This window comes from Magnetospira thiophila, from assembly GCF_054657015.1.
This window is the reverse complement of record NZ_BAAHXF010000001.1, coordinates 296,948-322,795: the sequence shown is the minus strand read 5'-3', so window position 1 is coordinate 322,795 and position 25,848 is coordinate 296,948. Positions and strand designations below refer to the sequence as shown.

The following is a 25,848-nucleotide window of genomic DNA, read 5'->3' as shown; positions in this document are numbered from 1 at the left end:
GCCGAATGGCTTCCGGCTCGGGAAACGACCTCAGCTACTGGCCTTGGGCGTTTTGCGTCTTTGAACCGATGACCTGGAACTCTTTTCAGGGGCTTTTTGCCCTTGGAGTTGTTCGCTTTCAATCTCTTCGATGGTCAAAGTGAGTTCGCGCTCCACCTGTTTTGTAGAGAGATCGCCGGTGGCAAACAGCACCTCGCCCATGTCGATAAGATTCTTTGTAATATCATAGGCATAGGTCGCATCCTTCATAAGGGATGTCGCCATCTCTGCGGTAATTTTTCCGTCGCGAATGAGCTGATCCAGAGTGCCGTTGACGGTCGAGTCATCCTCAAGCATGCGCATTTTGATAACGCTGAGGGAGAGGATGCTGATCGGGTCGTCGCTTGCGGCACGCTCAGAGGCCAGTTCACGTAACACAGTAGCCAATTGCTGGCGCAGTTTGTCGTATTCGGATCGGATGGCCTTGTTTCTGGAAGCCATATAGCGTGACATATTCTTTTGCATATGCTTGGTGTCTTTGATCGCCTCGACAATGTCACGCCCGGCGGCGCGTAAGGCGAACAGTTCATCGGCCTGTTCCGCGTTCATGTTGGTTTGGGCGCGGCTGATAAAGGCGACGATCTCGTTATAAAGCCCTTTCACATTGCGATTGTAGAGCGCGTCGATATCGATGTTCATGGCCGTTCTGGATATCGCGGACAGTTCTTCAATGGGGCGTTCCGAAAGAATATCGTGACGGTGTAAACTAAGACCATGCGCGATGATCTCAAAAGCGTTGTCGTAGAGATGCAGGGTTTCCTTGCGCACCGCTTCGAGCGCCGATTCCGGAAGATCCATGGCGGAATCAAACAGAAATTTGGGTTTGTCGTAGGTAGCGGAGGCACCGGGACTGGGCAAGACCCGAGTGACAAAAGCCACCAGTTGATGGATGAACGGCACCATGAGAATGACGCCGGTCAAATTGAAAATGGTGTGAAAAACCGCGAGCTTCAGGGTGTAGTCGGTTTCGGGAATGGCAAAAAATCCGGAAATGGAATCCACTAGGCTGACAACCGGATTCATCAGAATGATAAAAGCAATGCCCGCCGCGACCTTGAACATCACATCCGCCAGTGCCAACCTGCGGCCATCGGCGTTGGAGGAAAGTGCGCCGAGGACGGCGGTGACGGTTGTCCCAACATTGGCACCAATGGTCAGGGCAAGGGCATTTTCATAGGTTACCTGCCCGGTGGACAGCGCGGTAATCACCAATACCAATGTGGCATGGCTCGATTGCATGACGATGGTCGCGAGAATGCCGATCACAGTAAAAACCAGGACGCCGCCCAGACCGGTCATGGCATAATCGGTGAGATTGAACTGAGTCTGGAAGACATCGAAGCCTTCCTTCATGTGATGGATGCCGAGGAACAGAAACCCGACCCCGGCAAGAATATAGCCCAGACCGGCAAGGTTCTTGGTTTTCTGAAAGATTAACAAGACGCCAATCACCAGCAGTGGCATGGCGTAAGCTGAAATCTTCACCTTCAGCCCAAATCCGGCGATCAACCAAGCACCGGTCGTGGTGCCCACATTGGCCCCAAACACAATGCCAAGACCCTGCATCAGACCAATCAGACCGGCACTGAGAAACGAGATGGTAATTACCGACACCAGCGAACTGGATTGCATCACCGTCGCTGCGGTGAACCCGAAACTCAGGCTTTTCCACATCACATTGGTGCTGTGACGCAGAATTCTTTCCAGCGCCCCACCGGTAAAGGCACGGAACCCCTGTTCAAGGGATAGCATACCAAATAGAAAAATGGCCACGCCCGCCGCAATCTCTTTGAAATCCGGGCTGACCCAGAATCCATAACATAGAATGAATAAAATTGAGGGAAGAAATATCTTTTTTAACATTTCATGGGTTGGTCTCTACAAAAAAACCGGGGGAAATGAAAACAATACAGCGATTTCAATAGCCCAAATAAGACTTTTTAATTCTGAGCATTTTTTGGTTGGCGAGATTGTTTGTAGATGCTCATGATCGGCGGCACCAAAAGCAGTAAGATGATTGCCCAAATGGCGAGCCCCTGTGGCCGAGTAAAAAAGATCAAGTAGCTCCCCTTGCTCATGATCAGAGCCTGAGCAAAACCCGTTTCCGCGATGGGGCCGAGGATCAGGCCGAGAATTAGGGCCCCCAGAGAGAACCCCGCCTTTCGCAGCACGATCCCTACAATGCCGCACGACAAGGCAATAAAAACGTCGAAAATACTGTTGTTCATGGCGTAGGAACCCAGCACCGAAAACAGACAGACGACCGGAATGAGAAGGGGAATCGGGGTCAGAGAAATCCTGGCGAAGTAGGGCGCCATGAATAACCCCAACAACAAAAAAGTAACGTTGGCGACAAACAAAGACAAAATAAAGGCATAGGTGGTAACGCCGTGTTTGGTGAACAATTCCGGTCCCGGGATCAAGCCATGGATCAATAGGCCACCCAGCAATGCCGCCGCCACACTGTTGCCAGGGATTCCCAATGTTAGGGTTGGCACCAACGACCCGCCGACGCAGCCATTGTTGCCTGCTTCGGCTGCCGCGATTCCTTCCGGGCTGCCTTTGCCGAACAGTTCCGGGTGCTTCGACCGGCGCCGGGCGATGTTGTAAGACATGAAGGCGGCGATGGTCGCGCCTTCGCCAGGGAGAATGCCGACGATGGTTCCCACGACGGCTCCCAGTCCCATCGGCTTGCCAATCCCCTTAGGCAGGGGTTCCCGCTTGATCTTGGTGATCAACGAGGTGTCTGGAACAATGCTCTTGGACGCGGTGAGTTCGAGCATCTGGGCGATGGAGAACAGGCCAATCAGGGCGGGCATGAAAGCCACCCCGTCGAACAGGTCTGTCTCTCCCGCCGTGTAGCGCAACATACCGGAGATGGGGTCGGTTCCGATCACCGCGATGATCAATCCAAAGAGACCGGAGATCAGCGCCTTGATCAGCCGGTTCTCATCGTCGGTCATGGAAACGATGCCGGCCAGACCCAGAATAGCCAATAGGAAATATTCCGGCGGCCCAAAGGTCAGGGCAAAAATCGCCAATGCTGGGGCGATCAACAGCAATACAAAAGTGGAAAAAACACCCCCTACGAAGCTTGAGACGACGGACACTTTGAGCGCCAAGCCGCCCCGGCCCTGTTCGGTCATCGGATAGCCTTCCATCGCCGTGGCGACGGCGGCCGGGGTCCCGGGGGTGCGCAGAAGGATGGCGGGGATTGATCCGCCATACATGGCACCGCAGTAGACCCCGCCCATCAGCAGCAGTCCGGTTAAGGGTTCCAGGGAAAAAGTCACGGGGATTAACAGGGCCACGGCCATGGTTGCGGTCAGCCCTGGCATTCCCCCTACCATGACACCGGAAGTCGTCCCAATAAAAACGGCCAGCAAGGACGTCGGGGTAAATAGGGCCTGTAATGCCTCGAATAACATCGCGCGACCTTTCTAAAACAGCGTTGCCTCGGGAAGCGGCACTTCGAGAACCTTGGCAAAAACAAGGTAGACGAAAAGCAAAACGCCACCGGACGTGAGCCCAACCGAAAACGGATTTCTGGCGCCCAGCATGACCATGGCAACAGGGAGGAACACCCCGGAAGCGAGATAAAAGCCCAACGGTGTCAAGGCGATGGAGTAGACAACCAGCAGAACAAAAAGTCCCCAGAACGATACCGGCGCTTCCGCGATCACCATTTTTTTTGGCTGATCCTGCCCCCGTTTCTTCATCCACATCAAAAGCTCAAGGGTACACAGAATCCCCAGCGCAAGCCCCAGAAACCGCACATAGAGGGCCGTCGAGCCTTGGACCGAAACGGGGTAACTTGCCGTGCTGTCGTAAAGCAGCACGGCAAGAACCAGGAATCCGCAGAGAATAAGCGCCTCTGTCAGACGTTTTGTCATGGTCCGATTACCAGGGGTTCTTGTCGTAGAACATCTGGGTATCGGCCTGAAGGTCCTTCAGGTAGCTCAAATAGTCCGGGCCGGTCATGGGCAGCAGGAACTGCGTTGCCTTTTCGCAATCGGCGATGAACTGCGGGTCAGCCATGACTTTTTGCAGCAGGTCGTCGAGCTGGGCGAGGATTGCCGGATCGACATCGGCCGGGGCAACGAACCCACGGGTCGCCGTCATATCGACGGGGACTCCTTGTTCGGTCCCTGTTTTGACATCCGGCAGCAGCGGCGAGCGGACCTTTGCCAAAATGGCGATGACGCGAGCGTCTCCTGATTTGTGCTGCGCGTAAAGCTGCGACAGGTTCATGAAACTGGCATCAATATGCCCGCCCAGGATCATCGCCTTTTGTTCCGTCGATCCTTTGGTCGGCAGGAGATTGAAGGTCACACCGGTTTTCAGTTCAAACTTTTTCGCCGCCACAAAGTCATCGGAACCGATGCCGTTGACCGCAACCGTCAGGGCATTCGCTTTTGCCGCTGCGATGAAGTCATCAAGCGACATGACGGGGCTCTTGGACGGCACGGCGATGATCAGCGGATCTTCCATCATGTTGCCCATCACATGGAAGCTGTCGAGGGTGTACTTGGCGCGCTTGGAAACGATATGCGCGACAACCTGGGTGGTGAAAACCATGCCGATGGTGTAGCCGTCGGGCTTGGCGCGGGCAATTTCCTCAAACCCTTTCTGGCCGCCGGATCCGCCGACGTTCTTGATGACAAAGTTGGCATCCGGCCAGAATTTTTTGGCGGCATTGGAAAACAGACGGGCCGACGTGTCGGTGGAGCCGCCCGCCTTGGAGGGGACGATCAGGGTGATGGAGTCTTCGGGGTATGCGGCCAAGGCTGATGTTGGAATGGCCAAGGCCAATGCGAGCAATAATCCGGTAAACTTGTTCATTTCTGTCACTCTCCCTTTTTGATTTTCGGGCATCCTGCCCGGACGGCTGAACGGCTGACGGTGTTTTCGATTCCCAACAGGTTCGACTTTTTTAAACCTTGAACAGCAACAGCCGTGCCAAACCACCGGAAACGCGGAACACCGCCATTTCCAAAGCGTGAATGAAAAAAATGTGGCGAAACCGCCCCAGATCCCTCAGCAGAATGAGGTCATTTGGTTACTTGAAGTCGGCGCTGATCAGATCGTATTTCTGCATACGCAGATAAAGAGTCTTGCGGTGCAGACCCAGGGCCGCCGCCGTTTCAGCGATGCGCCCGCCATGGACCCGCAGGGCCTCTTTGATGGCGGTCTGCTCAAATCGTTCCATCTGTGCGTAGAGGTATTGATGGCTATCCTCGGAGGGGATTTCAGATGTGATTGTTCCCGGCTCGCCGAGGCCAAGTACAGAGCGTTCGGCTGTGTTGCGCAATTCCCGCACATTGCCAGGCCAGGAGCGGCCCATTAAGTCGTGCAGCATGCCCGGTTCCATCGGCGGATTGGGGCGACGATAGCGCAGGGCCGCCACATCCGTGAAATGGCTGTATAACAGCGGCAGATCTTCCAGGCGTTGCCGTAACGGGGGCAGTTCGATCTGTGCCACTTGCAAACGATACATCAAGTCTTCCCGGAACAGACCATCGGCCACCGCCTTTGACAGATCCACCTTGGAGGCCGCGACGATCCGGATATTCAATGCCACCGGCTTATTGCCCCCGACCCGCTCCAAAGATCTTTCTTGCAACACCCGTAGCAATCGCACCTGCACAGAGGGCGGCATACTTTCGATTTCATCGAGAAACAGGGTTCCGCCCTCGGCATATTCCAGCTTGCCGATGCGCCGGTTCAGCGCCCCCGTGAACGCTCCGGCCTCATGACCGAACAACTCACTTTCGATCACCCCTTCTGCCAGCGCCCCGCAGTTCAACGCCACGAAGGGTTTTTCGCCACGCGGGCCGAAATCATGCAGACAGCGCGCGACAACTTCCTTGCCGGTTCCGGTCTCGCCGACCAGCAAAATATCCACATCGGTATTGGCCAGATTGAGCACCGTAGATCGCAAGCGTTCCATCACCGGTGACTTGCCAATGATCCTACCCTCCAACGCTCCGGTGGCTTCCAGTTGCCGACGGAGATCACGATTTTCCAGAACCAGTTGCCGTTTTTCCAACGCTTGTCGGGCCATGGTGATCAAATGGTCGGGGTCGGCGGTTTTTTCCATGAAACCGTAAGCTCCGTCACGCATCGCTTGAACGGCAATGGGAATGTCCCCATGGGCGGTCAGAATCACCACGGGAAGATCCGCATCCAGTTTCATGATGTGGGCGAGCACCCCCATGCCGTCGAGGCGGGGCATTTTCAGATCGGTGATGACAATGCCGCGCCAATCGGCGGACAGCGCCGCCAGGGCCTGTTGAGAATCTTCGAATGACTCGACTTCAAAACCTTCCAGTTTCAAAGTCTGGGAGACCGAGTGCCGGACCTCGTCCTCGTCGTCAACGAGCAGAACCCGTTTGACCTCATCCATTTGGTTTCTCTCCTGTCAACTCGGGGGGCGCAACCGGAGCCAGAATGTTGTTCCGTCGCCTAACTGACTTTCGGCCCACAAGCTTCCCCCAAAATCCTTGATAATGTTGTACGAAATGGAGAGCCCCAGTCCAAGCCCCTGGCCCACTTCTTTGGTAGTGAAAAAGGGATCAAAAATCCGCTCCATGTCATTTGGCGTGATGCCGGACCCGGTATCTCCGACTTGGAATTCGATCCACTCTTTGGTTCGCCGTCCGGACACGATCAAGTGACGGACAGGGGACTCCCGCATGGCGTCAATGGCGTTGTTGAACAGATTGAGGATCACCTGCTCAAGCCGGACCTGTCCGGCCAAAATATTCCGGCAATCATCATCTATTTGGATTTCGACGGTAATGCCTTCCTCCCGCAATCGCCGATCCAACAGGGTCAACACATCCTCGAGCACTGAAACCATGTCGATGGATCGCAAGTCCCGCTGCGGTTTTCGGGCCAGGGAACGCAAATTGTGAACAATCCGATTGGCTTTTTCGACCAGCGCACTGATCTTGCTCAAGTTTTCCTTGGCCTCGTCGATTCTGCCTTTGTCGAGCAACAGACCGCTGTTACGGGCGTAATGGCGGATCGCCGAAAGCGGCTGATTGATTTCATGGGAAATGCCCGCTGTCAGTTGCCCGAGCGCCGCCAGTTTCGCCGCTTGCACCAATTCCGCCTGGGTTTCAGACAAGGTGTCGCGGAATGTGCGAAGCGATACGGCCATATCACCGATCTCGTCGCCCCCCTCCACAGGGACATCGGTGGCCAAATGCCCCTCGGCAATAGACCGCATGCTTTCATCCAGGCGCCGGATGCGGCCGACCAACCCCCGGCCCACATATAGCCAGACAAAGGGGACCGCAACAATCAAGCTAACCACCACGGCAACAATCAGCCAAAACCGACCCTGGCGGATTGCCTCTTGGGAACGGGAGGCCGCTTCCAGGGCGTTGTGTTTCTCCGCCGCCACCTGTTCGGTGATGAGGACTTCGAGGCGGTGCAAAAGGGATTGGTTGCTGGCCAGAAACTGTTGTTCGGAATCCAGATCCGACAACTCCTGCGCACGGAGCTTGAACACGCCATTGGGGCCCTTGGCTAAGGTTTCGATATCCGTAATAGATTGGCGCAGAGATAGGGCACCGGGCTGCGACTTGAACAAATCAAGGTTGGTTTTTATCCGGCCTTCAATTTCATGGTAATATTGTTCGGTTGCCTGTAGCGCCTCTTCATCAGGGATATTGGCCGCACGCACGGTCAATTCGGCCAACAGGTTGCCATCGGCATTGATCTTGAATAGGGCACGCTGACGAACCAGTTCCTCTTCGAGGAATGATGGAGACCCGTCCCGGTGTAGAGCGAGGCTGATGTTGAAGCGGATATCGTCGGTCATCGGCTCGATCTCGTCTAGAAAATCCGCCGACGCCCAACGGAGTCGTTCGATGACATCTTCCTTGCGGATCGACCTTTCCAGTCGTTGGCTCACCAGCGCATTAAGGAACGTCAAATTCAAATGCAGGTCTTCGATGGCCCCGCCAAAGGCGTCGAAAGTCCGGTTGCTGGTCTCGCTTCCCGCCAGTTCAGTAAGCAGCCGGTTCATGTCCTCGATCTGAGATTCCAGATGTTGCCAGATGCTTTGCCGGTTCTGTTCCGTCCGGGCGGAAACCAGACCCGGCGCGACACCGATGATGCTACCGCCCCGTTCGGCCAGTTGTGCCGCATAGGTCATCGCCGGAATGCTGCGTCCGACAACACTGTCCAGCGTCTCCCCAAGATGCGTGAACGAAATCCAGGCCACTCCCGTCGCCACGATAGTTGCTGCCGCGACGAAACCGATGGCCGAAAAAAAACGGCCTCGAATGCCAATGCGCAGGCGCCTTTTCATGGTTTGACTTTTGCCGTTTGTTGCACAACATCCACAGTTAAAAGCCACGCCCGATCAAGGTTGTCGCGGGCGAATCTGTCCCATTGGGCTTCGGCTTCAGCCTGCGTGGCAGACACTCCTATGCCCGGTTTATGATGAATGAAATTCGATGCAAACAAAGAATCTGCGGATTGGGAGGCCGTCACCGGCACTTGGCTGGCCAGATGGCGCGCGGTTCGAACCGCTTCGGCAAGCTCAGGTAGATTCTTCCCCTCCAGAACCCGCTCCGCCTCGTGAATGGCCTTCCATGTGCGGCGCAAGTTAGGCAAGCGATAGGTGATGAACACGTCGAACAGGCTGTTAATGAGGTGGTAGCGTCGACGGGACAATTTCACATCAATCTCGAATCCCTTGTTGGCCAACGCATCGTCAAACGGATTTGGGTAGAAGTCCGGAGCGTCCGCATAAACGGATTCAGTGACGGGCAACCGACTAATCGCCGGCTCGAACAGCAATTTCTGCCCTTCGACCGACAAGACAAAATCAACGAAGGCCCGCGCCGCTTCGGTGTTTTCGGCCCGGGTCACCATCGCAATGTTGGCCGGAAGAAACGCGGTGCCGTTTGGATAGACGAAATCAATGGGGGCCCCCATGGCCTTTGCTGACTGTCCGAAAAAATCAATCGCCAGGCCAATCCCGAAGCGTTCCGAGCGGAGGCCGTCAATGACACCGAAGCTGCGGGCCGTCACCGTCGCCAGATTGCCGCCGATTTCCAACAGGGTGGCCCAGCCTTTTTCCCAACCCTGGCTTTGCAGAATGCTTTCCACAATTAGATGTGTCGTGCCGGATCGAGAGGGAGCCGATATCCCGATATGTCGGTGATAGGCAGGTCGGGTCAAGTCCTGCCAAGCGGCGGGTGCCGCTAACCCAAGACGTTCCAGATATCCTTTGTGCCATAAGATACCGTACCCGGAGAGGGCGAACCCTTTATAATAACCTTGAGGATCATCAATGGGATAGGAACCAATGCGGGCCAGGTCGCCCTCCTTCTCGGAGAACGCTTTCAGGAGATGCCCTGATTCTTTGAGTAGTTCGAAAGCATCGGGGGCAGAGGCCCAAAACAGGTCAACCGGCTCGTTTACCCGTTCTTCGATAAACGAAATGGCAGCGGAGGTTTTCTTACTGCGCACGAACACGTTCACCTTGGGATAGCGTCGTTCGAAGGCCGTGCGGAATTTATCGAAAAGGGTCGGCGGAAAAGAGGTGACGATGACCAAAGGGCCGCTGACATTGCGCGATGAGTCCGCTTCCGCTCCTCGGTGCGCAAGCCCCGTGCAGAGCACGAGCAGGGATAGGAAAACCAACGCCACTTTCATAAGATAACGCGATGCCATGGCGGAATACACCTTTCATTTTCGCCATGAAGTGTAGGTCCGTGGCACCAGGAGTGGCAACTGCGAGCATTCGGAATTGAACCGGCATGGAATATTTGACTGACCTTCCCCCCCCAAACAGCCGCAATTTGAGGGTGCGTTTTTCAAACTCATGCCGAATGCACCAACTACTTCAGATCGTGCGGCTATGAACCAGATTGAGCCAAATCCGCTCAAGGCCGGGCTTACCACGAGCATCGTTGCGGAGTGGATGTCGAAAGCTTACAGACCACCCGGGACGGTTAGCAGGCTGCGGAAAAACTCTTCCCTTTGACGACCGGGTATGATTCGATTCCTCCTGAAAGCGACAGGGGGGGCGAGATGCGTGGCAGCGACGTTTGGACGGAGAGCCTGTTTTCGTATGTGAGTTGCGAGGCGCGGGTTCCGGCGAGCCATCCGCTCCGACCGATCCGGGCCATCGTCGATGAGGTGCTGGAGGTCCTGTCGACGGATTTCGAGGGGATGTACGCGAAGGTGGGTCGCCCCTCGATCCCGCCGGAGAAGCTGCTCCGTGCCCTGCTGTTGCAAGCCTTCTATTCGATCCGCTCCGAGCGGCAGTTGATGGAGCAGGTCGGCTACAACCTGCTGTTCCGCTGGTTCGTGGGGCTGTCGATGGATGCGCCGGTGTGGGACGTGACGGTGTTCACCAAGAATCGCGACCGGCTGTTGGAAGGCGAGGTGGCGACCAAGTTTCTGTCGGCGGTGGTGGCGCAGGCGCGTGGCCGCGACCTGCTGTCGGACGAGCATTTCTCGGTGGACGGGACGCTGATCGACGCCTGGGCCTCGATGAAGAGCTTCCGGCCCAAGGATGGCGGCGATCCGCCTCCGGGGCCGGGGCGCAACGGCGAACGCGATTTCCGCGGCGAGAAGCGCTCGAACCAGACCCATGCCTCGACCACCGATCCCGACGCCAAGCTGTACCGCAAAGCCAACGGCCAATCCTCGCGCATGGCCTTCATGGGCCACGTGTTGATGGAGAACCGCAACGGCCTGGTGGTCGGCGCCATGGTCACCCGGGCCACCGGCACCGCCGAGCGCGAGGCGGCCCTGTCGCTGGTTGATGGCTTGGCCGCAAAGGGCCGCATCACCCTGGGCGCCGACAAGGCCTACGACGTCCGCGAATTCGTCCGCGATTTGCGGGTCCGCAAGGTCACGCCCCATATCGCCCGGAACGAGCAGGTGACCGAAACCGGTGACGTGCGCCGCCGTAGCGCCATTGATGGCCGCACAACCCGCCATCCCGGCTACGCCATCAGCTTGCGCATCCGCAAGCGGATTGAGGAGGTCTTCGGCTGGGCAAAGACCACCGGAAATTTGCGCAAGACCCGCCACAAGGGCACCGACCGCGTCGACTGGGTCTTCACCCTGACCGCCGCCGCCTACAACCTCGTCAGGCTGCCGAAGTTGATGGCTGCGGCATGACGATACCCGGACTCTGCCTCAAATCGGCAGAGTCCGGGGAAACCGGCCGCAAAAGCGGCCCGCACCCCCTCGCCGAGGCCACTGAATGGCACCGACCGATGGGGAAAGGGGCCGACCTTCCGCGTTTTTCCGCAGCCTGTTAGACCTGGATTTTGAGGCTGAATAAGTCTGAACGGACCTTGCCGTCCGGCATCATTTACAAGTGGCAAATCTCTACTTGTCGAGACCAATGATATTGGAGGTATTCAGCCGCCAGTCGTCGGTGGCATTGGTCCGGTGTGGACTCGCTGCACAACAGACAGGCTCCGTCGAAGTGTTCAGGGTTTAGCGCCATGGCCGCGCCACGCTCGGTCAGCAGGTCGAGATAGGCGGTTCGATAGGTGGCCCAAGTCAATTCCTTGTTTCGATAGGCCCGCATCATCTGAAGTGGCGGAGCAAGCAGGGGCTCGAAGCGATACCCGATGCCGCCCACCCGATCGAGAAAGAAGGCCAGGTCGGGCATTTTCGCGAAGCCTGCCAGCTGTGACGTGTTGGAGACGCGGATATCGACCACCTCGGTCACTAGGGCATCGCGTAAGCGAGAGAAAAACCCTTCAGCGGTAGATTTGGTATATCCGATCGTGAACAACTGAATTTTGCCGTCCATGGCGTCCTGGTCTGTCGATGAGGCCCGAATGAGTTATAATAGGGGCCTGGGGGCGAGGAGGTCGAGATGGATAAACTACGCGCGCTGATCGTCGAAAACGAGGATTGGCTTATCGGGCGGGTCCTGACCTATGCACGCAAGCTCGGCTACACGGAATTTACCTCCACGCTCAAGGAAGCTTGGCGGGCCTCGATCTGTGGTCTGTCTGGACCGTTGATCACATCGACAGAGATGTTTGATGCCGCACCAGATCTTTATCCCGGCGAGGATTATACGCGCAATTCGATTGCGGCTTTCGGTATCGAACAGGCGAAGCAGCACCGGGCCAGGGGGATCACCCTGAGCTTATTTCTCGGATTGACCAAGTATTATCGCCAAGCCTATGTGGATCTGGTGATGGAGAACCCCGTGGCTGCCGAGGATCGGGAGCGCTTCCGCCAGTTTATCGTACGGTTCTTTGATCTGGTCGAGTTGGGATTCTGCTCCGAATGGTGCAACGCCAGCGAAAGCGCCAAGCTGGCCGAGAATCAGGAAATGAACCGGGACATCACTAACGAAAAGAACTGGTACCTGACCATCTTTGAAAGCCTCGATGACCCGATCATCCTGCGCGATGATCAAGGTGTCATCCAGAACATGAACCATGCCGCTCATGTATTGTTCATCGGTCCGCGCGATCCGGGCGCTTCTTATTACGGTCCGCGCCATCTGCCGGAGGTTGAAGAGCAAATCCACCTCATCTTGTCAAAAGGGAATGGCTCCGAACATTTCGAGACAACGCTCAGTACGCCGGAGGGCCTCAAGAGCTTCGAAATACGGGTTCAAAGGATGCTCGACATTAGCGAACGTTTCTTAGGGTCCGTGATCATTCTCAATGACATCACCGAACACAAGAAGGCAAAAGAACAGGCCGAAAGCGCCAATAAAGCCAAATCTGCCTTTCTGGCCACCATGAGCCACGAGATCAGAACCCCGATCAACGGGATTTTGGGGATCGCCAATCTTCTGACCGACACAACGCTGTCCGAGGCTCAACGGCGCTATTTAGACGGGATCACGCATTCGGGCGAAGTGTTGATGTCGGTGCTCAACGATATTCTCGATTATTCGAAAATCGAGGCGGGTATCCTGGAACTGGAAGCCATTGATTACGATCTGCCTCGACTCATCGAACAGACCTTGGTTCTGATCACCCCCCTGGCAGCGGAAAAAGGACTGGACTTCCGTTTCTCTCTTGATCCCACGCTGCCCGCCTTCCTGCGAGGCGACCCGAATAAAGTCCGTCAGGTCCTGCTCAATCTGCTGGGAAATGCGGTGAAGTTTACGACCGTCGGGCGCGTTGGCCTGCGGGTATCCCGGGCTTCGCGCACTCTGTCCGGCTTGGAGGCTCTGCGCATTCAGGTTGAGGATACCGGTATCGGTCTGCCCGTTGAAAACCCGGAACGCCTGTTCGAGCCCTTTACTCAACAAGATGCGGCCACTGGTCGTCTGTACGGTGGGACCGGTCTTGGGCTTGCTATCTGCAAGCGCCTGATTTCGGCGATGGGCGGCCGGATCGAGTGCCAAAACAAAACCTCGGGCGGTGCCCTGTTCACTTGTCTCATCCCCATGCAAGAAGGAAAGCCAGACAGCCGTGAGGAGCCCCGTCAGGCTGACGATGTCATATGCCGCCCCCTCGACGTGCTGTTGGTCGAGGACAATGACGTGAATATTCTGGTCGCCGAAGGGTTTCTATTGCGTATGGGCCATAGCGTCGTTGTCGCCAAAAGCGGTGAGGAAGCCTTAGACAGACTATCCCAAGGACGTTTCGACCTGATCATGATGGATCTCCGTATGCCCGGTATGAGCGGCTTCGAAGTCATTCGGGAAATGAGGCGTTTGGAAGCTGTCGGACGACCGGCAACGCCGATCATCGTGTTGAGCGCCATGATCGTTCGCAACGAAATGGAGCGCTGTTTTGCCGCCGGAGCCGATGGATTCCTCGGCAAGCCGTTTACACATCAGGATCTTGCGGCCGCTATAACGGCCTGTATTTCTGATGCAGCGCCCACGCTGTTGTCTGTCGCAATGGCCCCGGAGGCAGATCGCCCGGATCCGGTAATCAATCCAGCGGTCATGCGGCAACACCTGGAGCTACTCGGTCGAGACCGGGCCGCACGGATCATGACGGCCTTCAACGAGAGTTCTTCCAAGATTGTAGTGACCCTGCGCCACGACCTGGACGCACAGGACTTCGAGCGTCTTGCCGACGGGGCCCATACGTTGAAGGGTGCCGCCTCCAATGTCGGCCTGACTCGCATCGGCAACTTGGCGCAACAGCTCGAAAAAGCAGCCGCAGACCGGGACGCCTCGATGTCCCGGGACACTTTCGAAGCCCTGGAAGGCGCCTTTGCTTCTTCTCGGAAGGCCCTCGTTGCGACCTGGGACGATCTGATTTAACGCCGCTCCCGGCCGACCAAAAAGACATAGCCCACGCCATGGACAGTCTGGATGAACGACGGCGCTTGCGGATCGTTTTCAATCTTTCGGCGCAGACGACCGACGAGAACATCCACGGTGCGGTCTGTTGGGTCCCATTCCCGGTGGCTGATGTCGTCAAGCAGATTGTCACGAGTCATCACGCGACCGGGATGACGCGCCATGGCTGCCAGAAGTTCGAACTCGCCGCGAGTCAAACGGACCTCCTCACCTTCGTCGTTCTCCAGTCGTCGTTCTTCTGTATAGAGGGTCCATTTCCCGAAACGCCTTACGGACTCGGTCCCGTCTGCGCTTCCGCTCTGTGCCGTCCGGCGCAACAGATTTTTGGCCCGGGCCAACAGTTCGCGCGGGTTAAACGGCTTGGTCACATAGTCGTCAGCGCCTATTTCTAGGGCTACGATGCGGTCGATGTCGTCGGATTTTCCTGTGACCATGATCACCCCGACATTGGACTGTTGACGCACCTGTTTGAGCAAGGTCAACCCATCCTCGCCCGGCAGCCGGATGTCGAGCATAATCAAGTCAACGCCCCCCTTGGAGAGGGCTGCGCGCATCTGATCACCATCTATCGCCTCGGTGACTTGATAGCCTTCTTTTTCGAAATATCCGGCCAGTGTGACACGGCTGGTCAAGTCATCTTCGACAACCAGGATATGATTCCGCGTGCGCATGAGTGTCCTTCCTGGACAGCATATTTACAGTCTGTTTACACCATTCTACAGGCCATTCATAGTTCCCCAAAACGGTATTTACATGGCTGTTCTACTCTCTATCCCAATCGGCAAAGCACCGGGCGGTGCCGCATGGAATTTTAGGGAGTGAAGTGGCCATGAAAATCTGGAAAGCCCTGTGGAGCAAATCTTCCAGGTACCCGATAGGAATGGTCGTCTCGGCCGCATTCATCGTTGGCATCCTTTTCTGGGGTGGTTTCAACACCTTCATGGAATACACCAACAAACTGGAATTCTGCATCGGCTGCCACGAGATGCGCGACACGGTTTATGAAGAATACAAACATTCAGTGCATTATTCCAACGCCTCGGGCGTGCGAGCGATCTGTTCCGACTGTCACGTGCCGAAAGAGTGGTTTCCCAAGTTGATCCGCAAGGTCAAGGCGAGCAACGAGCTCTTTCACAAGCTCCTCGGCACTATTGATACGAAGGAAAAATTCGAAGCGAAACGTCTGGAATTAGCGAAAAACGTTTGGGCGGAAATGGAAGCTAACGACTCCCACGAATGCCGGAACTGTCATTCCTGGCACGCCATGGATTTCGAGAAACAGCGGCCGAAAAGTGCCAAACAGATGAAGAAGGGTATGGAGAATAAGGAAACTTGTATTTCCTGTCATAAGGGCATTGCCCACAAGCTGCCCGACATGTCCGGTGGCTACAAGAAGATGTTCGAGGATCTACAAGCCTTATCGGCCCAGGAGGGTGCCAAGGCCGAGCATCTGACATCCTTCGCGACCAAGACCCTCTACTTGGATGCCGACGCGGCTGCCGAGGGCAAGTCCGCCGCCGGGCGTCTGCTCGCCGCCACCGATGTCACAGTGGTGGATCGTCAGGGCGATGCGCTGAAAATCCGCATCGAAGGCTGGCAGCAAGACCAGGTGGACCAGATCATCTACGCCTTGCAGGGCAAGCGGATATTTTCCGCCGCGCTGGGCAAGCCGCTCATTCCGGAAATCCAGCGTCTCGAAACGCTGCTTGATCCGGATACGGAGCTGACTTGGCACAAGGTCACCCTGGAAGCCTGGACCGACAAGACAGATCTGGTCGCCGACAAGCAGAAGGTCTGGGACTATGGTGCCGAGATGTACAATGCCTCGTGCAGTGTCTGTCATTCGCTGCATTCGCCCGCCCATTCGCTGGCTAACCAATGGATCGGCAATTTGAAAGCGATGGAGCGGTTCATCGTTCTCGACAAGGAACAGACGCGCTTCTTGCAGAAATACTTGCAGTTCCATGCCAAGGATACGGGTGGAGCCGGTGGTCATGGATGAGCGTGCGTTGATCTATCGGTGGCTGTCCGGTCTGTTCGCCAGGGAAGTCGCGGTCGAGGCATTGAACACCTACCGCACACCGGAGGGTTTGGCTTTCCTCTCTTCCCTGGCAGCACATCCTACGCTGAATGGGATCACCGAAACGCTCCGATCCCTTGTCGAGGGAATGGACGACTTGCAGTCCTGCTCCCTCGACCTGGCGAGTGCCTACGCCCGCTTGTTTCTCGGGGTCGGGGGACACCGGGCGGCGCCGCCCTATGAATCTGCCTATGTCAGTCCGCGCGGCACGTTGTTTCAAGAGCCCACCAAAGCGATGGCGGACCTGCTGCGTGAACTGGAACTCTCTCTGAGCGACGATTTGAAGGAACCGCCCGATCATATCGCCGTTCAGCTCAATGTCGTGGCGGAATTGGCCGAGCGGATGAACGCTGCCGAGCGGTCCGGTGACCGGGTGACCATGGATGTTTGGCGGGAAAAGCAGATCGACATGCTCGACGCCCACTTGCTGTCTTGGCTGAGGCCGTTCAGTGAGGACTGTAGACGTCATGATCCCAGCCCCTTCTATGCCACCGTCGCCACCGCCACCGTCAGCTTTCTGGAACAGGATAGGCGGTGGCTGAGTGATGGCTAAACAAGTCTGTTTACATTGTGTTTACGTGATTTTACATCCCGTTCAAGCCTAACCGAAAGGGTGTTTACACCGCTCTGTTACAACGAGACCAGTACCGCACGGCATGGAATTTTATCGGATGGCGCGCCCATCCGGGCAACGCGAAAGGGACAGCTAAAATGTCGATCTATCATTCAAATTATACGAGCCGACGAGACTTTTTGAAGAGCGCCTCTGCTCTGGGCGCCCTGGGCCTGCTTGCTCCCTCGCTGCTGACCTCGCGGGCCGCCCTGGCGGCGGGTATGAGCGACGGGGAAGTATTGACTGGCTCCCATTGGGGCGCTTTTCGGGCCACCGTCAAGGATGGCCGCTGGGTTTCCGTGAAGGCATGGGAAGGAGATCCGCATCCCACACGTCAGCTTGAAGGAGTGTTGGACTCCGTCTATTCGCCGACCCGCATCAAATATCCGATGGTCCGTCGCGCCTTTCTGGAAAAGGGTGCCGGGGCCGACGTGGCGAGCCGGGGTAACGGCGATTTCGTCCGGGTCACCTGGGACCAGGCCCTCGACCTCGTGGTGAGCGAACTGAAGCGCGTGAAGGAGACGTACGGTCAGGCCGGCGTCTACGGCGGATCCTATGGCTGGAAGAGCTCCGGCAAGCTGCATAACTGCCAAAATCTCCTGCGCAGGATGTTGAACATCGGCCTGGACGGGGCTTTCGTCAACAGCTCCGGCGACTATTCCACCGGGGCTTCCCAGGTCATCATGCCGCATGTCATGGGCACATTGGAAGTCTATGAACAACAGACTGTCTGGCCTGTGGTCGTGGAAAGCACCGATGTTTTGGTGTTCTGGGGTGCCGATCCCGTAAAGACCAACCAGATCGGTTGGACCGTCGCCGACCATGACGGTTATCCCTATATGGAAGCCTTCAAGAAGACCGGCAAGAAGGTCATCTGTATTGACCCAATCCGCACACAGACAGCCCAGTTCTTTGATGCCGAGTGGGTTCCCATCCGGCCGCATACCGACGTTGCCATGATGCTCGGTATGGCCCATACCCTGGTCTCCGAGAAGCTGCACGACACCGATTTCCTCGACCAGTACACCTTCGGCTTTGACAAGTTCCTGCCCTACTTGATGGGCGAAAGTGACGGCACGCCGAAATCCGCCGAGTGGGCGTCGGAAATTTGCGAGGTGCCCGCCGACCAGATCAAATCGCTGGCCCGTCTGTTCAAAGATAAACGTACCATGCTGTCCAGCGGCTGGTCGATCCAGCGCCAGCACCATGGCGAACAAAGCCACTGGATGTTAGTCACCCTGGCCTCCATGCTCGGCCAGATTGGCTTGCCCGGTGGCGGCTTCGGCCTCAGCTACCACTATGCTAACGGCGGTGCGCCGTCGGCCAACAGCCCGGTGCTGCCTGGCATCACTGACGGGGGTGCGGCGGTCGAGGGTGCGGCTTGGCTGACCAAGGCCGGTGCCGCAACCATTCCGGTGTCACGGATTGTTGAAATGCTGGAAAACCCCGGCGGAGAGTTCGACTTCAACGGCAAGCGGGATAAGTTCCCAGCACCCAAGATGACCTACTGGGTTGGTGGCAATCCGTTCTCCCATCAGCAAGACCGCAACCGCATGGTCGAGGCTTGGCAGAAGTTCGAGACGGTCGTCGTCCAGGACTTCCAGTGGACCGCCACGGCCCGCTTTGCCGATATCGTGCTGCCAGCCACCACGTCCTATGAACGCAACGACATCGAACACATCGGTGACTATTCCCTGAAGGCCATTCTGGCGATGAAGAAAGTTATTGATCCGGTGTTCGAGTCCCGCACCGACTTCGACATCTTTTCCGAAATCGCCGACCGCCTGGGCAAGAAGGCAGCCTTCACCGAAGGTAAATCGGAGATGGAGTGGATTCAGGGGTTCTATGCGGAAGCCGTCAAGCAGGGCCAGGCGAAAAATATCGAAGTGCCGGACTTCGATAGCTTCTGGGCCAAGGGCGTGGCCGAATTCCCGATTACCGACGAAGCCAAGAGCTTTGTCCGTTATGCCGACTACCGGGCTGATCCGCTGCTCGAACCGCTGGGCACACCGACCGGCAAGATCGAGATCTACTCGAAGAATATCGAGAAGATGAACTACGATGACTGCCCACCACATCCCACTTGGATGGAACCCATTGAGCGTATCGGTGGCCCCGGTGCCAAGTTCCCGCTGCACGTGGATACGGCACATCCCATAGACCGTCTGCATTCGCAGCTTTGCGGCACCAAGCTGCGGGTTGGTTATGCGGTCGCCGACCGCGAACCTTGCCTTATCAATACCAAGGACGCGGCGGCCCGTGGCATCCAGAGCGGCGATGTGGTGCGGGTGTTCAACGACCGTGGCCAGATCTTGGTTGGTGCCGTGGTGACCGATGACATCCGTCCGGGCGTCGTCCGGGTCGCCGAAGGCGGCTGGTTCGATCCAGTGGTTAAAGATGGCAAAGTCACGACTCTGGATGCCTACGGTGACGTCAACTGTCTGACTGCTGGTCTGGGGACGTCCAAGCTGGCACAAGGCAACTGCGGCCACACGGCCATCGGAGATGTGGAGAAATACACCGGCGATCTGCCCAAAGTCAGCGTCTTTGAAGCCCCCAAAGAAGGTTAACTTTCCTTCCCTCTGACTTCCGGAGGCCGGCCCCCCGTCGGCCTCCGTTTTTTTGTGATGTTCGGGACAACCCTCATGCTGCATTCGAAAGATCCATACGCACGAAGGACGAAAAGCATCATCCACATGAGCCTGCTTGCGATCTTGTTGATGCTGGTCGGCCACTTGCCCTTTTCTGCCCGAGCCGCTGCATCGGACGAGTTGTTCACCGCCGCGTCGGTGGGGATTTTTACACTCCCCGAATTGGGCACGCCGCCTGTCGGTCGTCTGCTGATCGCCAGCCGCCTGGAGGTCTTGGAAAGGCGTAAGGGCTGGGTGCGGGCTAGAATTCTCGGATGGAACCAGCAGAGTGCTGCCCGCGTTCTTTATGCGATGCCCGGCAAGCGGATCATGGTCGCCGCCCTGAGTCCGTCAGCGGTGGAGCGGCTATCCCCCCTGGAGCAGGTGATCGACCCGGACACCGAGCTCACTTGGCAAAGCGTCGCATTTGAGGGATGGATCGAGGATACCACACTTGTTGAGGATCTTGATATCCTCTGGTCCCAGGCCTGGGACCTATTTGCCACCCGCTGCACGGTCTGTCATGTGCGCCGCATCCCGGAGCATTACACCGCCAACCAGTGGGTCTCGTACCTCAAGATCATGGGACCCCGGACCGGCCTGCCCAAAGATAACCAGCACCTGATTCTCAAATACTTACAGAACCACGCCAAGGATACTCTCAACGGCTCCCATTGAGGTCGCGGGCCATATGCTCGAAGGCGGGAGGAAGTTCCTGTACCAAGGCCCCGTCGAGAGTGGCACCACCGTTCTCTTCCGGCAATAGCTCCAGTCCCCGGTCGATCAGGTCCTGCTTCTTGGCTGTTTTGGTTTTTCCCAGCGCCAACGGCCAGGCCGGATTGTTCTCCCAGCGTCCCCAGGCTTTGAACCATACGCAGACCCCCGCGCCATGGGCCTTGTCGATCACCTGGCGCACCCAGGATGCATCGCAGCGGCGCGCCCGGGCGCCAGCCTCGCCGCCCACCCCCACCCAATCGATGCCGGTATAATCGTGATGATCCACCGGCCCCAGAAGCGGCTCCACGTTGACCCAGGCGGTAAAATCCCCTACCGCTTCCTTGAGGTGGCGGATGGCATCAATACGGCCCCGCTCGCGGTCGCTTTCCACTGATACCCCGAGCCATACATTCTTCGGCACCCCATTGCCCCAGCGCCGTTCGCCATAGTCTCGCAGGCGCATGGGCCGCTTGGTCAGACAGGCAAAAATGGTATGGGGATGCTGTGCGATGGTCGCGAAAACATCGTCGATGAAGGAATCTGGGATGTCTTTGTGGAATAGATCGCTCATCGAGTTGACCAGGACCCGACGCGGCAGCAGATTTCCGTCCGCCGTTTGCAAGGGTTTGAATTTTCGCACTTCAGCCAGACGTTCCGGGTGCAGTCGCAGATGGAAGCCGCCAAAGAATCGGTTGGCGATCCCCTCGGCGTAGCAGTTGTCGCACCCGGGAGACACCTTGTCGCACCCGACCGCTGGGTTCCAAGTGGTATCAAAACAGGAGATCTTGGTGTTCAGCACGGTCATACCGAATTCCCTGGAAAAGCTGATGGGCGAATGAGGCTCATAATCAGGTGCGGTTTCGAATTAAGTCTACAAATTGTCTGCTTTCCACTCCAAAGCTGAGATTGAAATTGTCCGTAGTCTCGGTGGTTTCAGGTCCCCGCAACCAAACATTAAGCCCTTAACTCAATGAGTTAAGGGCTTTCTTGGCAACTGGGGCAAAAGTCCGGGCGGCGGCGGCCGACGGACTCACAATTGGTTGAATCGGCCACTGTTTCATGATTCTGTGGGGCATGGTCAAGCCACGCCCAGATATTGATGCGTTTTCACCGTTGGTGCTCAAGCCGCTGGCTCTGGGGCTGCTGGAAGAGAATGCCCGGCTGTCGTCGGAGAATGCGGCGTTGCGCGAGGAGATCGCGCGCTTGAAAGGACTGAAGGGCAAGCCGGACATCAAGCCACCATCGACGCCGTCCGGGATGGACAAGGCGACGGACAAGCGGTCGCGGCGAGAGAAGCGGCGGCGCGGGCCGAAGGCGCCGTCGGCGCCGGTCGAGGAGCGGATCGTCGTCGCCACCGCCATTCCGCCGGGGTCGCGGTTCAAGGGCTACGAAGACTTCACCATCCAGGACCTGAAGATCGAGCCGCGGGTCGTGCGCTATCGCTGCGAGCGCTGGCTGACGCCGGACGGGCGCACGGTGCTGGCGCCGCTGCCGGCCGGGATCGGCGACCACTTCGGGCCCGAGATCAAGCGCTTCATCCTCGCCCAATACCACCAGGGTCAGACCACGGTGCCACGCCTGGTCGAGTTGTTGCAGATGCTCGGTGTGGACATCTCCAAGCGGCAGGTGGTGCGCATCCTGACCGATGCCAACGACGCCTTCGTCGCCGAGGCCCGCGACGTGCTGCGGGCGGGGCTCACGCACGGCGGCTGGATCTCGGTGGACGACACCGGCGCCCGTCACCAGGGCAAGAACGGCGTCTGCACCCAGATCGGCAACGACGCCTTCACCTTCTTCGCCACCACCGGATCGAAGAGCCGGGCCAACTTCCTCGGCCTGCTGCGTGCCGGCCACGGCGACTATGTCCTCAACGACCAGGCTTTCGCCTACATGCGCCATCGTCGCCTTGCCGGTTCGGTCATCGCCACCCTGGCGGGGCACCCGGTGCGCCGCTTCGCCGACCACGCCGCGTGGCAGGCCCACCTCGGTGCGCTGGGCATCGCTGCCCTCAAGGTCCATCCCGCCCCGGTGACGATCGCCACCGAGGGTGCCTTGTGGGGCGCCGTCACTGCCCACGGCTTCCTCGACGGCACTGTGATCGTCTCCGACGATGCCGGCCAGTTCAATGTCGGCGAGCACGCCCTATGCTGGGTCCACGCCGAGCGGCTGGTCCACAAGCTCGACACCTTCACCGAGGCGGCCCGCGCCGCCAAGGAGAAGGTTCGTGGCCTGATCTGGTGGTTCTACGCCGACCTCAAAGCCTACCGCGCCGCCCCGGCCCCGCGCCGCAAGGCCGAACTGAAGACCCGTTTCGACCGCCTCTTCCGACGGCGCACCGGCTTCGCCACGCTGGACCGCCTGCTCGCTCGCCTTCACGCCAACAAGACCGAACTGCTGCGCGTCCTCGACCGGCCGGAAATCCCGCTCCACACCAACGGATCGGAAAACGACATCCGCTGCCAAGTCATCCGCCGCAAGGTCAGCGGCACCACCCGCAGCGACCCCGGACGTGACTGCCGCGACGCCTTCCTCGGCCTCGCCAAGACCTGCCGCAAACTCGGTATTTCGTTCTGGGACTTCCTCGGAACCCGCCTCGGCGCGGCCGTCGCTACGCCGGTGCCGCACCTCCCGGAATTGGTTGCTGCCCGCTGCGAAGCCTGACCGCCCGGACTTTTGCCCCAGTTACCTTTCTTGATGCTGCGCCAGAATTCCATAAATGCCGGTTCGGAATTCAATCGGAATTTTTGAAACGGTCAATTCTGCTATCTCCAGACAACGAAAAATACAGCTTCTCATACAGGGCCTTGGCCTCGGCCTGTTCGGGGAAATCTTGTTCGAGGATTGACAGCAGCGTGGCCTTGGCACGGACTTTCTGACCCGCTTCGGCCAGGGCCACCGCGAAGTGGTAGGTGGTGGAGAGATCGCTGCCCTGGCCTTTGGTGTAGGCGAACTCCAGCAGCGGCAGTCCCTTGTCGATCTCTCCGGAGCGCACCAGCAGCCAGCCGTAGGTGTCGGCAATGTAGGGCTCGGGGTTCCGGCGGATCAGTGCCCAGGCTTGACGGGCGGCTTCCAGGCCCTTGGCTGGATCGGTCTTTCCCGCCAGATAGGCGAGGTTGTTCAGGGCCATTCGGGCAGCAGAGCAGACGGCCCCGTATCCAAGGAAGGGCTGGAAAACATTGTCGATGAGGCAAGCCGGTTCAATATTCTCAACGCGGTGACCGGTTTGGGGACATTTGCTCGGTAGACGGCCATCCGTGTCGGGTGATGACTTTTCCGCCCATGGTGGAACCTTCGATGACGCAGTTCCCCCTGAAACCCTGAGGTCCGCCCGCCTGTACAGGTCCACGTGATACATCTCCCGCCTTCCGCTCCAAATCAAACAAAAGGCGTTAAAATGGCGGACTTATAGTCCGCGACGGTCAGATCATCCGACCGTTTCCGTTACCTGATGATGTAGAATATGACATTTTCGGTTCACGAAACCATATAGGAATGGCTGACCATGGGGCCCCACTGGGGACAATGGACATCCGATGGGCCTTTCAAAACCTCGGGAAAGCATGGATAATGGGACAAGCGGGCTGCTGAAATGGGTACCCCAAGTCAGATTTCATTCACGAGAGGTTTGGTCTTCATGTTCCTGTCCTCCCCTGGAGTGACTGCGGGTATCGGGCTTGTCTCGCTGGCTTTGCTCGCGGGGTGCGCCGCCTTTCCTGTGGGCGGCCCCGACAGCTCCAACAGCGCGGAGTCCAGCGCCCCGACGGTGGCCCCTCCGGACGCGGGCGGAGTCCCCTACGTCACGTCTTTCGAAGGCGCACCGGAGGCCGCCGGGTTGGAGGACCTCATGCAACAGGCCTCCCATTTGATCGCCTTGCAGGACAAGCCTCCCGCCAGCATGGTCGGACTGCGTCGCCGCGCCGATGAAGACAGCAAGCGATTGAATGATGTGTTGCGGTCCCGGGGCTTCTATGCCGGATCGGTCACGCCGCAAATCGAGGCGGGCGATCCGGCAACCGTGACCCTGCATGTCGCGCCGGGGGAGGCCTACCGGTTGGGCCGTTTCGAGTTCGAATTCCAGGGCACACCGCCACTCCCCGGCGCGGTACCCGACATCAAGGACCTGGGCATCACCCTTGGCATGACCGCCGAGGCCGTCCCGGTGGTGGACGCGGAGCGCGCGCTGGTCGCTCATTTCTCTGAACATGGCCACCCCGACGCCCAGGTGATCGACCGCCAGGTTTCGGTCGATCACGAGACCCGGCTGATGACCGTCCGCTTGATCGTCGACACCGGCCCGCGAGTCTGTTTCGGCCCGTTGCGCTTCAACGGACTGAAGACGGTTCAAAAAAGTTACCTGCGCAAGCTGGTACCCTGGAAGCCGGGCCAACTTTATCAGGCCAGTCTGCTTGAATCCTATCGCCGGACATTGCGGGAGAGCGGGTTGTTCGCGACCGTTTCCGCCAAGGTCGCCGCCCAGGAGGGGGCCAACGGACAAGCCCCGGTGGTTTTGACCCTCGAAGAAGCAGCCCATCGGTCCATCGGGGCCGGGCTCGCCTATGCCACCGCCGAGGGACCGAGCGCCAAGGCGTTTTGGGAGCACCGCAATTACTGGGGTAACGGCGAGACCCTGCGCCTGACCTCCTCCGGCGGGCTGATCGAACAGGCGCTGGAACTGTCCTACCGCAAACCCTCTTTCTTGCTCCGTCGGCAGGATTTTCTCGCCCTGGCCACCGTGTCCCGGCAGGATACCGACGCCTACAACCGCATCGGCGGCGGCTTGCGCGCCGGTTTGGAACGGCGTTCCGGCAATCATTGGAAGTCGGGTGTCTTCGGCACCATGGAACTCAGCCAGGTGGAGGACAACGAGGGGCGCCACCTGAGCAAACTGTTCGGCCTGCCGATCCAGTTGGAATGGGACAATACCGACGACCTGCTTGACCCCACCCGGGGCAGCCGGTTCGGTCTCTATGGCACGCCCTATGTCGGCCATACGGACAATCTCCAGATGTTCGGCCTGCTGGAAGGGCGCGGATCGGTCTATCAGGCACTGGACAACGAGGGTGACTTCGTGCTCGCAGGGCGTTTGCGCCTGGGCAGTATCTTCGGTGAAGCCCGAAAAGACATCCCGGCCGACAAACGCTTCTATGCTGGCGGCGGTGGCTCCATCCGGGGCTACGAATATCAGATGGTCGGCCCGCTGGACGCCGAGGGAAAACCGGAAGGCGGTCTGTCGGTGTTCGAAATGGGGGTCGAGTTCCGAATCAAACTGACCGAAGATTTCGGTCTCGTCCCGTTCATCGACGGGGGGGTGGCCGACGGTTCCTTGTTGCCCAGTCTGTCGGGGCGATTGCAATGGGCGGGCGGCCTGGGATTGCGCTACCACACGCCCATTGGCCCGTTGCGCTTCGATGTCGCTCTGCCGATCAACGGGCGGCGCGATATCGATGAGCGGTTCCAATTCTATATCAGCATTGGACAGGCGTTCTGA

General features: G+C 58.0%; 19 protein-coding genes. 8 read left to right on the top strand and 11 right to left on the bottom strand.

Going from position 1 to position 25,848, the window contains the following annotated elements; translation table 11 throughout:
• Positions 1 to 30 precede the first annotated feature (30 nt).
• The 7 genes from ACYQ1P_RS01585 to ACYQ1P_RS01555 all read right to left on the bottom strand — a co-directional run bounded on the left by ACYQ1P_RS01585 (position 31) and on the right by ACYQ1P_RS01555 (position 9,735).
• Positions 31 to 1,902 carry a Na/Pi cotransporter family protein gene (locus tag ACYQ1P_RS01585; protein ID WP_460018629.1) on the bottom strand — a complete coding sequence of 624 codons (1,872 nt, stop codon included), beginning with the start codon at positions 1,900 to 1,902 and terminating at the stop codon, positions 31 to 33.
• A gap of 77 nt (positions 1,903 to 1,979) precedes the next feature.
• Entirely contained in the window at positions 1,980 to 3,467 is a 1,488-nt protein-coding gene (locus ACYQ1P_RS01580) for a tripartite tricarboxylate transporter permease (RefSeq protein WP_460018628.1), read from the bottom strand.
• A 12-nt stretch (positions 3,468 to 3,479) separates the two neighbouring features.
• Positions 3,480 to 3,932 (bottom strand): tripartite tricarboxylate transporter TctB family protein, encoded by a 453-nt coding sequence (locus tag ACYQ1P_RS01575; RefSeq protein WP_460018627.1) that lies wholly within the window; start codon positions 3,930 to 3,932, stop codon positions 3,480 to 3,482.
• 7 nt (positions 3,933 to 3,939) lie between these two features.
• Positions 3,940 to 5,007, bottom strand: a complete 1,068-nt coding sequence (locus ACYQ1P_RS01570) for a tripartite tricarboxylate transporter substrate binding protein (protein ID WP_460018626.1) — start codon at positions 5,005 to 5,007, stop codon at positions 3,940 to 3,942.
• 91 nt (positions 5,008 to 5,098) lie between these two features.
• The gene (locus ACYQ1P_RS01565) at positions 5,099 to 6,445 is read right to left on the bottom strand and encodes a sigma-54-dependent transcriptional regulator (protein WP_460018625.1); all 1,347 of its coding nucleotides are present in this window, start codon (positions 6,443 to 6,445) and stop codon (positions 5,099 to 5,101) included.
• Between the two features lie 15 nt (positions 6,446 to 6,460).
• A complete protein-coding gene (locus ACYQ1P_RS01560; RefSeq protein WP_460018624.1) occupies positions 6,461 to 8,362 on the bottom strand; it encodes an ATP-binding protein in 1,902 nt (633 codons plus the stop codon).
• Positions 8,359 to 9,735 carry an ABC transporter substrate-binding protein gene (locus ACYQ1P_RS01555; RefSeq protein WP_460018623.1) on the bottom strand — a complete coding sequence of 459 codons (1,377 nt, stop codon included), beginning with the start codon at positions 9,733 to 9,735 and terminating at the stop codon, positions 8,359 to 8,361. The genes ACYQ1P_RS01560 and ACYQ1P_RS01555 overlap by 4 nt, the downstream gene beginning before the upstream one ends.
• Before the next feature lie 360 nt (positions 9,736 to 10,095).
• Here ACYQ1P_RS01555 and ACYQ1P_RS01550 point away from each other — a divergent pair, with 360 nt between their 5' ends.
• On the top strand, positions 10,096 to 11,196 hold the full coding sequence (locus ACYQ1P_RS01550; RefSeq protein ID WP_460018622.1) for an IS5 family transposase: 1,101 nt from the start codon (positions 10,096 to 10,098) through the stop codon (positions 11,194 to 11,196).
• Positions 11,197 to 11,392: 196 nt separating this feature from the next.
• On the opposite strand, the gene ACYQ1P_RS01545 is transcribed toward ACYQ1P_RS01550, so the two are convergent.
• Positions 11,393 to 11,842, bottom strand: a complete 450-nt coding sequence (locus ACYQ1P_RS01545; RefSeq protein WP_460018621.1) for a DUF488 domain-containing protein — start codon at positions 11,840 to 11,842, stop codon at positions 11,393 to 11,395.
• A gap of 66 nt (positions 11,843 to 11,908) precedes the next feature.
• On the opposite strand from ACYQ1P_RS01545, the gene ACYQ1P_RS01540 reads away from it, so the two are divergent.
• Positions 11,909 to 14,281, top strand: coding sequence for an ATP-binding protein (locus ACYQ1P_RS01540; protein WP_460018620.1), 2,373 nt, complete (start codon positions 11,909 to 11,911; stop codon positions 14,279 to 14,281).
• Here the strand turns inward: ACYQ1P_RS01540 and ACYQ1P_RS01535 are convergent.
• Positions 14,278 to 14,991, bottom strand: a complete 714-nt coding sequence (locus tag ACYQ1P_RS01535; protein ID WP_460018619.1) for a response regulator — start codon at positions 14,989 to 14,991, stop codon at positions 14,278 to 14,280. The two genes, ACYQ1P_RS01540 and ACYQ1P_RS01535, sit on opposite strands and share 4 nt — an antisense overlap.
• A gap of 158 nt (positions 14,992 to 15,149) precedes the next feature.
• Here ACYQ1P_RS01535 and torC point away from each other — a divergent pair, with 158 nt between their 5' ends.
• From torC to ACYQ1P_RS01515, 4 genes are all read left to right on the top strand, one after another.
• Positions 15,150 to 16,322 (top strand): pentaheme c-type cytochrome TorC, encoded by a 1,173-nt coding sequence (torC, locus tag ACYQ1P_RS01530; protein ID WP_460018618.1) that lies wholly within the window; start codon positions 15,150 to 15,152, stop codon positions 16,320 to 16,322.
• Entirely contained in the window at positions 16,315 to 16,953 is a 639-nt protein-coding gene (gene torD / locus ACYQ1P_RS01525; protein WP_460018617.1) for a molecular chaperone TorD, read from the top strand. Before torC ends, torD begins: the two co-directional genes overlap by 8 nt.
• A gap of 158 nt (positions 16,954 to 17,111) precedes the next feature.
• A complete protein-coding gene (torA, locus tag ACYQ1P_RS01520) occupies positions 17,112 to 19,583 on the top strand; it encodes a trimethylamine-N-oxide reductase TorA (RefSeq protein WP_460018616.1) in 2,472 nt (823 codons plus the stop codon).
• 126 nt (positions 19,584 to 19,709) lie between these two features.
• Positions 19,710 to 20,321: a hypothetical protein gene (locus ACYQ1P_RS01515; RefSeq protein ID WP_460018615.1), complete on the top strand. Its 612-nt coding sequence runs from the start codon at positions 19,710 to 19,712 to the stop codon at positions 20,319 to 20,321.
• Here ACYQ1P_RS01515 and ACYQ1P_RS01510 read toward each other — a convergent pair.
• A complete protein-coding gene (locus tag ACYQ1P_RS01510; protein WP_460018614.1) occupies positions 20,305 to 21,165 on the bottom strand; it encodes a DUF5131 family protein in 861 nt (286 codons plus the stop codon). The two genes, ACYQ1P_RS01515 and ACYQ1P_RS01510, sit on opposite strands and share 17 nt — an antisense overlap.
• A gap of 254 nt (positions 21,166 to 21,419) precedes the next feature.
• Between ACYQ1P_RS01510 and ACYQ1P_RS01505 the strand changes: the two genes are divergently transcribed.
• Complete coding sequence (locus tag ACYQ1P_RS01505) at positions 21,420 to 23,021, top strand: IS66 family transposase (protein WP_460018613.1); 1,602 nt, start codon at positions 21,420 to 21,422, stop codon at positions 23,019 to 23,021.
• A gap of 70 nt (positions 23,022 to 23,091) precedes the next feature.
• Here ACYQ1P_RS01505 and ACYQ1P_RS01500 read toward each other — a convergent pair whose 3' ends face one another.
• Positions 23,092 to 23,487: a hypothetical protein gene (locus ACYQ1P_RS01500; RefSeq protein WP_460018612.1), complete on the bottom strand. Its 396-nt coding sequence runs from the start codon at positions 23,485 to 23,487 to the stop codon at positions 23,092 to 23,094.
• A gap of 507 nt (positions 23,488 to 23,994) precedes the next feature.
• On the opposite strand from ACYQ1P_RS01500, the gene ACYQ1P_RS01495 reads away from it, so the two are divergent.
• Complete coding sequence (locus ACYQ1P_RS01495) at positions 23,995 to 25,848, top strand: autotransporter assembly complex protein TamA (RefSeq protein WP_460018611.1); 1,854 nt, start codon at positions 23,995 to 23,997, stop codon at positions 25,846 to 25,848.